Here is a 1,473-nt window from a genome sequence, read left to right on the forward strand (position 1 = left end):
AACCGCCCTCAGCCGTAGAAAGACAAAAAGCCCCTTCCGTTTACGCATCGCGCGAAACGGAAGGGGCTTTTTAGACTATACCTATACCTGACAGAACGGTTACACAGGCGCTGTGCGGCGTCAGCCTCGCAGCCAGTCCGCGGCAAACTGGGCCGCAAGCGCCGCTCCCATAGCGAGCACTTTTTCGTCCAACGTATAACGCTCGTGATGGTTTGACATCTCGGAACCTGGCGCTTCAGGGCTTCTTCCGCCGATGAAACAGTAAACACCAGCGGCTTTCTCAAGAAGGAATGAAAAATCCTCGGAGCCTGTCAGCTTTTCAAACGGCGCAAGAGATTCTTCGCCGAAGAGCGAAGCCGCGGCGTGACGGGCCGTATCAACCGCCTTTTGATCTGCATTGATAACGGCGGGACAAAGATATTTATATTCCAGCTCTGCGGTACATCCATAGCCGCGCGCAACATCTTCGGCAATCTTTCTTATCATCGGCTCTATCTCCATGCGGAACTTAGGATTGAAGGTGCGCACGGTACCGTCCATCTCGGCGCGGTCAGATATTATATTGAAGCGGTTGCCTGCGCTGAAGGTGCCTATAGTCAGCACCATTGAGTTAAGGGGGTCGTTCGCACGGCTCGTTACTGTCTGCAACGCCATAATGACGGCAGAGGCCGCAACTGCGGCGTCGCGTCCCAGATGGGGCGCCGAACCGTGGCTTGCCTCGCCCTTTATCCTAAGCGTGAACATATCGCAGGAAGCCATTCTTTCTCCGCCTTCGACGTTTATCTTTCCCGCGTCAAGCTGCCCCCAGACGTGCGCTCCATAGACCACGTCCACGCCTTCCATAAGACCTTGGGCGACGGCGGCCTTCGCACCCGCCGCAATCTCCTCCGCCGGCTGGAAGAAAAATATGACGCGGCCACAAAGTTCCTCTTTTATATCCGACAATATCTTCGCAGCGCCCAGCTGCATCGCTATATGCGCGTCATGCCCGCAGGCATGCATGACGCCGTCGTTCTGCGAAGCAAATGGCAGTCCAGTCATCTCTTTCACCGGTAGCGCGTCTATGTCGGCACGCAGCAACACCGCGGGGCCTGGAGCTACACCTTCAAGAACAGCAGTACAGCCGAAAATACCGTCAAAGAGCTTCGGTTCAAGGCCCATCTCACGCAGGTCGCACATTAGAGCCTTCGTCGTCTCCTCCTCGCGTAGCGTAAGCTCAGGGTGCGCATGGTAATATCTGCGGCGTTCAGTTATATATTCCGTGTATTTTCTGGCGAGCGCCTTGATGTCGGCCATCAGACTCAGCTTCTTTCTTCAAGGAAATCCGTTGCGAACTGCGCGTAAAGCGCAGCTCCTCTGTGGAGGACATCCTCGTCTACTGTGAACTTATCGCTATGGTTGGAATAGGTTATGCCCTCCTCAGGTTTGAGCGCTCCGATGAATCCATAAAAACCGGGAACTTTTTCCATGAAA

The 1,473-nt window shown here is 54.8% G+C and carries 1 protein-coding gene; it reads right to left on the reverse strand.

The genetic code is table 11. The annotated features are described in order from the left end of the window. Positions 1-120: 120 nt before the first annotated feature. Positions 121-1,296 (reverse strand): amidohydrolase, encoded by a 1,176-nt coding sequence (locus RRY12_13220; protein ID MEG2185635.1) that lies wholly within the window; start codon positions 1,294-1,296, stop codon positions 121-123. Positions 1,297-1,473 lie beyond the last annotated feature (177 nt).

It is taken from the genome of Cloacibacillus sp. (assembly GCA_036655895.1).
In the GTDB taxonomy this organism is placed as follows: Bacteria; Synergistota; Synergistia; order Synergistales; family Synergistaceae; genus JAVVPF01.

Excerpts from the sequence above, each read along its gene's own strand:
- RRY12_13220 (MEG2185635.1), bottom strand. The coding sequence starts at position 1,296 with ATGGCCGACATCAAGGCGCTCGCCAGAAAATACACGGAATATATAACT.